The organism is Lysobacter soli (assembly GCF_003382285.1).
GTDB lineage: Bacteria > Pseudomonadota > Gammaproteobacteria > Xanthomonadales > Xanthomonadaceae > Lysobacter_J > Lysobacter_J soli.
The window spans coordinates 72,191-79,236 of the sequence record NZ_QTJR01000016.1; the positions used below are offsets into that span (position 1 = coordinate 72,191).

General features: G+C 68.7%; 7 protein-coding genes and 1 pseudogene. 3 read left to right on the top strand and 5 right to left on the bottom strand.

The features are described 5' to 3' along the window. Window position 1: 1 nt before the first annotated feature. From DX912_RS16775 to DX912_RS16795, 5 genes are all read right to left on the bottom strand, one after another. Window positions 2–622, bottom strand: coding sequence for a thymidine kinase (locus DX912_RS16775; protein ID WP_115844458.1), 621 nt, complete (start codon window positions 620–622; stop codon window positions 2–4). Between the two features lie 73 nt (window positions 623–695). Next, window positions 696–1,574, bottom strand: a complete 879-nt coding sequence (locus DX912_RS16780; RefSeq protein WP_115844424.1) for a methylglyoxal synthase — start codon at window positions 1,572–1,574, stop codon at window positions 696–698. Window positions 1,575–1,640: 66 nt separating this feature from the next. Then, window positions 1,641–2,387 (bottom strand): SEL1-like repeat protein, encoded by a 747-nt coding sequence (locus DX912_RS16785; RefSeq protein ID WP_147298667.1) that lies wholly within the window; start codon window positions 2,385–2,387, stop codon window positions 1,641–1,643. Window positions 2,388–2,419: 32 nt separating this feature from the next. Further along, window positions 2,420–3,208 carry an SEL1-like repeat protein gene (locus DX912_RS16790; RefSeq protein WP_115844430.1) on the bottom strand — a complete coding sequence of 263 codons (789 nt, stop codon included), beginning with the start codon at window positions 3,206–3,208 and terminating at the stop codon, window positions 2,420–2,422. A gap of 174 nt (window positions 3,209–3,382) precedes the next feature. Next, a complete protein-coding gene (locus DX912_RS16795) occupies window positions 3,383–4,126 on the bottom strand; it encodes an SEL1-like repeat protein (RefSeq protein WP_115844434.1) in 744 nt (247 codons plus the stop codon). A gap of 252 nt (window positions 4,127–4,378) precedes the next feature. Between DX912_RS16795 and DX912_RS16800 the strand changes: the two genes are divergently transcribed. From DX912_RS16800 to DX912_RS16810, 3 genes and pseudogenes are all read left to right on the top strand, one after another. Next, a complete protein-coding gene (locus DX912_RS16800) occupies window positions 4,379–6,358 on the top strand; it encodes a UvrD-helicase domain-containing protein (RefSeq protein ID WP_115844437.1) in 1,980 nt (659 codons plus the stop codon). Window positions 6,359–6,440: 82 nt separating this feature from the next. Beyond that, window positions 6,441–6,833, top strand: a complete 393-nt coding sequence (gene gloA2, locus DX912_RS16805) for an SMU1112c/YaeR family gloxylase I-like metalloprotein (protein WP_115844461.1) — start codon at window positions 6,441–6,443, stop codon at window positions 6,831–6,833. Next, window positions 6,830–7,046, top strand: a pseudogene (locus DX912_RS16810) (GNAT family N-acetyltransferase); the annotation flags it as partial. The gene gloA2 and the pseudogene DX912_RS16810, both read left to right, overlap by 4 nt.

Here is a 7,046-nt window from a genome sequence, read left to right on the forward strand (position 1 = left end):
ACTACAACGGCAGCGGCGGCTGCACCGGTTCGATCGTGCCCTCGCCGCTCATGACCTTCTTGTACTCGGCGCGCGACACCGACACGTAGCGGTCGTTGCCGCCGATCTCGACCTGCGGGCCTTCGCGCACCGCGCGGCCCTGTGCATCGACGCGCACGACCATCGTCGCCTTCTTGCCGGTGTGGCAGATGGTCTTGATCTCGGTGAGCTCGTCTGCCCACGCGAGCAGGTACTGGCTGCCTTCGAACAACTCGCCGCGGAAATCCGTGCGCAGGCCGTAACAGAGCACCGGAATGCGCAACGCATCGACGACCTCGCTGAGCTGCCACACCTGCGCCTTCGTCAGGAACTGCGCTTCATCGACCAGCACGCAGTTCAGCGGGCCGTGTTCGGCGATGTCGCGCCGCACGATGGCGTCCAGGTCGTCGGTGCGTTCGAACGCGATGCCTTCCGAGCGCAGTCCGATGCGCGAGGCGACCACGCCTGTGCCGGCGCGATCGTCCAGGCGCGGCGTGAGGATCGCCACGCGCATGCCGCGCTCGCGGTAGTTGTGCGCCGACTGCAGCAGCGTCGTGGTCTTGCCGGCGTTCATCGCCGAATAATAGAAATAGAGCTTCGCCATGCGTGCAGTGTACGGCGCGCACGGCAGGCGCCACAGGCTTGAAATCAAGGCCGGAATGCGTCTGCGGCGCTGGTCAGCCGCGACGCTCCGCCCGCAGGCGCACCGCGGCCGCCCAGCGGGTCGCCACCGCCGGCGAGGTGATGCACACCGCGTCGAAGGTGACGGTGGTGACCGCACGTTCGAGCAGCTGGATGTCGGCCTCGTGCTGCCGCGCGACGTGCGGATCCTCGAAGAAGATCGCGCGCTGGCACTGGCGCTCCAGCACGAGGTCGGCGATCTGCGCGTCGCCGCCCATCGGGCCGCTTTCGAACCGCTGGACCCAGGCCTGCCCCGGCGGCCAGCCGCGGCTCCATGCGAGCTCGTTCAGGCGCTGGCCCGTGGTGCCTGTGGCGACGCGGCGCTGGAAGCGCGACAGCACGTCGAAGTGCTCGGCGGCGTAGGCCATCATCTGCGGTTTCATCGCGTCGTGCGCGATCAGCGCCAGCGTCTGCGTTTCGAATGCGTGCAGCGGGTCGGCCTTCGGATCGGGCGCGAAACCGGCGTGCATGCGCTCCACCTCGATCCAGTCGCGCGCCGACGCCACCGTCGAAATGAACGGCTTGCCGTGGATCACGCACTGGCGCTTGAGTGCGATCGCTTCGGGAAACACCGACGACGGATCGACCGGATCGATGAGGTATATCGCGCCATCGAGCGTGCGTTCGGGGCTCCCGAGGCCGACGACTTCGGCCACCAGCTTCATCAAGCCGCCGTCACGTCCATACGGATAGCGGCGAAGCCCGGTGTAGCCGGGCAGCAACCCCGCCGAGGCGATCGCGTCGAACGTGCGCCCGACGGTGTGCAGTTCGAGCCCGAGTTCGCGGATGCCCGGCTCGCAGGCCTGCAACCAGCGGAACAGTGCGGCGTCTTCGCGAAGGTGATGCAGGCGGTTGGCGGCCAGGCCCAGGCGCATGGCGGATCCGTTCGAGGGGCGAGCGCCGAGTCTAACCGCGGCCGCGCGCGCCTTGAGGGGAACGGATCAGTCGTCGTCCCGGTCGCGTGCGTGCGCCTTGCGGGCGGGGCCGACTTCGACCGAGCCATCCTTCCAAATCGCGTCCTCGACGGCCCAGTAGCGCTCGGGGTCGAGTCGCCACGGCGCGTACATCGCGCGCAGGTCGAAGCCGCCCTGCGTGTCCTCGATGGTGTTCGCACCGGGCGCCGGCGCGTGCACGTACAGGCGGCCGTCGGTGTAGCCGACGCGGCTTCCGGTGATCTGCGTGTTCTGGCGCGTGATCTCCGCGGCGAGCCGCGGCTTGGCGACCTGGTCGCCGAATCGCGCGTAGAGCGCCGCGCCTTCGTGCAGCGCGCGCTCGCGCTGCGCCGCGTCGAGTTCGAGCCACATCTTCTCGCGCAGCACGACGAAGCTGGGATACATGCGCTCGGCCGCGAGGTCGGCCCACGCGTAGGCGAGCGCGGGATCGCGCTCCACGCCCACGCCGTGCCAGTACATCAGGCTGATGCGGTGCTGCGAATACTTGTCGGCGTAGCGAGCGGCGGTGGTGAACAGACGCAGGGCATCGTCCCAGCGGCCCTGCGCCGCGGCCTCGCTGGCGAACAGGCGGTTGCGTTCGTTCGGGAAATTCGCCGCCAGGCGCGTGCGTTCGTCGAGGTCCGAGGCGTTCATGCGATCGCTGGGCGCGACGACGGCGTCCAGTGCCTCCGGCGAGGGCGTCGTCGGCCCGGCGGCCAGCGCCGTGGCGAAGAGGATCGAGGCAACCAGTTCCATGGCGTTCTCCGCGGTCATTGGGGTGTCGTGCGTCAGCGTTCGCGCGGATCGAGCGGCCCGCGGCCGCCGCGTCGCACCGTTTCGAGCTCGCCCACTTCGACCGTGCCGTCGAGCAGGCGATCCTGTTCCTGCCAGTATCCGTCCAGGCGGCGCAGGCCGCCTTCCCTGCCATACAGCTCGTCCGGCGAACCCGCGACCGAGACCGCGTAGGCCGCGGCGTTGCTGCCGACCTCGGTGAGGAACACGCCGTTCACCGGACCGCCGCCGGTTTCGATGCGCTGGTTCCGATAACCCACGCGGCTGCCGGTCATGTCGCGCGCGAAGCGGCGCATCTCGGCTTCGGCGCGCGGCTTGGCGATGTCGTCGCCGTATCGTGCGTAGTACGCCTCGCCTTCGCGCGGAACACGCGCCTGCTCCTGCGAGCTCAACTGCGCCCACATTTTCTCCCGTATCGCGAGCAGGCGCGGGTTGCCGCGCTCGGCGGCCAGGTCGCTCCAGATGTAGGCCTGCACGCGATCGACCGGCGTGCCGACCCCGTGCCAGTGGATCAGGCTGAGATAGTGCTGCGAATACTTGTCGGCATAGCCGGAGGCCAGTTCGAACCGGGCGATCGCCTCGTCGAAGTGGCGCTGCTGGTAGGCCTTCAGACCCTGCACGCGGAACTCCTCGTTCGGGCGTCCGCGCAGCGACGGCAGCATCGCGTCCAGCTCCATGAAGCTGGCGCCGGTGAGCGGCGGCGCCTCGTCGGCGCGCGCATGGGAAGGCGGTGCGAGAAACGCGGCCGCAAGTACGACCGGAACGACGCTACGGACGACGGACATGGCAGCCTCCAGAGTCTTGTCGACGTCTGCACTGCGCGCGCGGCGCAGGGGCCGGCGAGGGCGACATCCGCACGATACGCCGACGCGCCGCAGGTTACGGACGCGTGGCGGCATTCCGACGTACGGTCGAATGCACCGCGCCGACCCGGTGGTCGGGCGCGGCGCCTGCGCTGATCAGTCGCCCGTCGCCGGCGGGTCCCGTGTGGCCTTGCCGGCGGGACCGACCTCGACGCTGCCGTCCTTCCAGATCGCGTCTTCGACGGCCCAGTAGCGTTCCGGGTTCATGCGCCACGAGGCGTAGACGTCCGCCATGTCCGCGCCGCTGGCGGCCATCGGCGAAATCTCGCCAGGCCGTGGCGAATGCGTCTGCAGCTTGCCGCTGACATTGCCCGTCCGGCTGCCGGTGACCTGCGAGTTCTGCCGCAGGATCACCGCCGCCAGCCGCGGCTTGGCCACTTCGTCGCCGTACTCCGCATACAGCGCCTCGCCTTCGCGCAGCGCGCGTGCCCGCTGTGCTTCGTCGAGCGACAGCCACATCTTCTCGCGCAGCACGACGAAGGACGGATACATGCGCTCGGCCGCGAGGTCCGCCCACGCGTACGCGAGCGCGGGGTCGCGCGTCACGCCGACGCCGTGCCAGTACATCAGGCTGATGCGGTGCTGCGAATACTTGTCGGCATAGCGCGCGGCCCGGGTGAAGTGGACCAGCGCGTCGCCCCATTCGCCCTTGGCGGCGCTTTCGCTGCCGTACAAGCGGCTCAGTTCGTTGGGAAAGCTGTTGGCCTTGCGCGTGCGTTCGTCCAGATCGGCCGCGAGCATGCGGTCGCTTGGCGCAACGACGGCGTTCATGGCGTCGGGCGCCGGCAAGGCCGGGCCGGCGGCCAGGGCGGTGAGCAGGATCGAAGTCAGCAGTTCCATGGCGTTCTCCTGTCGATGGGTCCATTCCAGCAACGTTCGATGGCGCGGGATGCCCTAGGGGACGATCCCGCCCGATGCGACGGTACTGCCTCCGGCCGCGCCAGGGACGCCCGCGACGGCCCGACGCATGCTGCCGCCACCTTCGGTAAAGCGCGGCACGTCGTGTCGGCGCGATCCGGGCCCGCCGGCACGGCGGCGCCAGGGCGCTTGCGGCACAATACGCGTCCGCTCTCGCGGCAACGAATACGCCCCATGCACGGTCTCAATCCTCCCCAACGCGCAGCCGTCCTGCACACCGACGGCCCCCTGCTCGTGCTCGCCGGCGCGGGCAGCGGCAAGACGCGCGTGATCGTCGAGAAGATCGCGCACCTCATCGCCTCGCGCGCGATGCCCGCCAAGCGCATCGCGGCCATTACCTTCACCAACAAGTCGGCGAAGGAAATGAAGGAGCGCGTCGCCAAGCGCATCAAGGGCGACGCCGCCGAAGGCCTCACCGTCTGCACGTTCCATGCGCTGGGCCTGAAGTTCCTGCAGATCGACCACGCCAAGGCCGGCCTGCGCCGCGGCTTTTCCGTCTTCGACAGCGACGACAGCACGGCGCAGATCAAGGACCTGATGCCGCCGGGCAGCAAGCCCGACGCCATCGATGACATGCGCAATCTGATCTCGCGCGCGAAGAACGCGGGGCTGTCGCCGGAGGAAGCGCTGGCGGTGTCCAAGAGCCCGCGCGAGATGGAAGCGGCGCTGATGTACCAGCGCTACCAGGCGCGGCTTTCGACGTTTAACGCGGTGGATTTCGACGACCTGATCCGCCTGCCGGTGCAGATGCTGGAAGGCGACGAAACGCTGCGGCTGGCGTGGCGCGAACGCATCGGCTACCTGCTCGTCGACGAATGCCAGGACACCAACGACGCGCAATACCGCCTGCTGAAGGCGCTGGCCGGCGAGAAGGGCCTGTTCACCTGCGTGGGCGACGACGACCAGTCGATCTACGCCTGGCGCGGCGCGAATCCGGACAACCTGCTGCAGCTGGGCAAGGATTATCCGTCGCTGCAGATCATCAAGCTGGAGCAGAACTACCGCTGTTCCAACCGCGTGCTGCGCGCGGCGAACGCGCTGATCGCGCACAACCCGCACGAGCATCCCAAGACGCTGTGGAGCGACCAGCCCGACGGCGAGCGCATCCGCGTGTGGGAATGCCGCGACAGCGCGCACGAAGCCGAGAAGGTCGCCGCCGAGATCCACTTCCTCGCCGCCGCCAAGCAGGCGCCGTGGAGCGATTTCTGCATCCTGTTCCGCGGCAACTTCCAGAGTCGCGTGCTGGAGAAATCGCTGCAGTTGCTGCGCGTGCCGTACCACCTGAGCGGCGGCACGGCGTTCCTCGAACGCGGCGAAGTGAAGGACGCGCTCTCGTGGCTGCGCCTGATCGCCAATCCGGACGACGACGCCGCGTTCCTGCGCGCCGTGCAGTCGCCCAAGCGCGAAGTCGGCGCGACGACGCTGGCCAGGCTCGCCGAACTCGCGCAGCAGGCGCACATGCCGATGTCGCGCGCGGCCGAGCAGATCGGTGTGCTCAAGCAGTTGCAGCCGCGTGCGGCGAACGCGCTCGACGGTTTCGTCAGCATCGTGCGCCACCTGCGCGGCGAGGCATTCAAGATCTCGCCGGCCGAACTGGTGCGCGTGCTCGCCGAAAAGAGCGGCCTGCTCGCGTCGATCCGCGCGCAGTGCAAGGACGAGGCGAGTTTCCAGCGCCGCAAGGAAAACTTGGAAGAGCTGTCGGAATGGTTCGACGGCGGCAAGGGCTCCGGCCCGGGCGAACTCGCCGCGCAGCTCGCGCTGCTGTCGCACGCCGACAAGGGCGAAGCCGGCAACCAGGTACGCATGATGTCGCTGCACGCCGCCAAGGGCCTGGAGTTCCGCTACGTCTTCATCGTCGGCATGGAAGACGGCACGCTGCCGCACGAGATGGCGCTGGAGGAAGGCTCGCTGGAAGAAGAGCGCCGCCTGCTCTACGTCGGCATCACGCGCGCGAAGGAACAGCTGTGGCTGTCGCATTCGCGCGAGGCGTCCAAGTGGGGCGACAAGCTGCGCCTGAAGCCCAGCCGCTTCTTCGACGAGCTGCCGGCGGCGGAGATCCAGCGCGACGGCGCCGATCCGGTCGCCGACGCGGCACGCAAGCAGGAACGCGCGGCGGCGGGATTCGCGGCGATCAAGGCATTGCTCGGCGAGTAACGTAGCGAGGCGCGCGGATCGCTTTCGATCCTCGCGCGCGCGGCGCAGAATGCGTTCCAGCTTCCGTGGAATGACGAACCGCATGCATCTCCACCGCATCCACCACGTCGCGATCATCGCCTCCGATTACGCGCGTTCGAAGGATTTCTACACGCGCGTGCTCGGCCTGCGCGTCGTCGCCGAGGCGTACCGCGAAGCGCGCGACTCGTGGAAGCTCGACCTTGCGCTGCCGGATGGCACGCAGATCGAACTGTTTTCGTTTCCGTCACCGCCGCCGCGTCCTTCACGGCCGGAAGCGCGCGGGCTGCGCCATCTCGCGTTCGAAGTGACCGACGTGGCCGCCAGCGCGGCGGAACTGGAATCGCTTGGCGTCGAAGTGGAGCCGTTGCGCGTGGACGAATACACCGGCCGGCGCTTCACCTTCTTCGCCGATCCGGACGGATTGCCGATCGAACTCTACGAGACTGCCGCGTGAGCTTCTCCATTCGTCCCGCCAGCGCGGCCGATCACGCACGCATCCTCGCGCTGAACCTCGAATCGGAAGAGATGCTCAGTCCGATGGACGCCTCGCGCCTGCGCGAACTCGATGGGATGGCCGCGTACCACCGCGTCGTCTGCGAGGGCGACGAGGTCGTCGCGTTCCTGCTGGCGTTCCGCGAGGGCGTCGCCTACGACAGTCCCAACTACG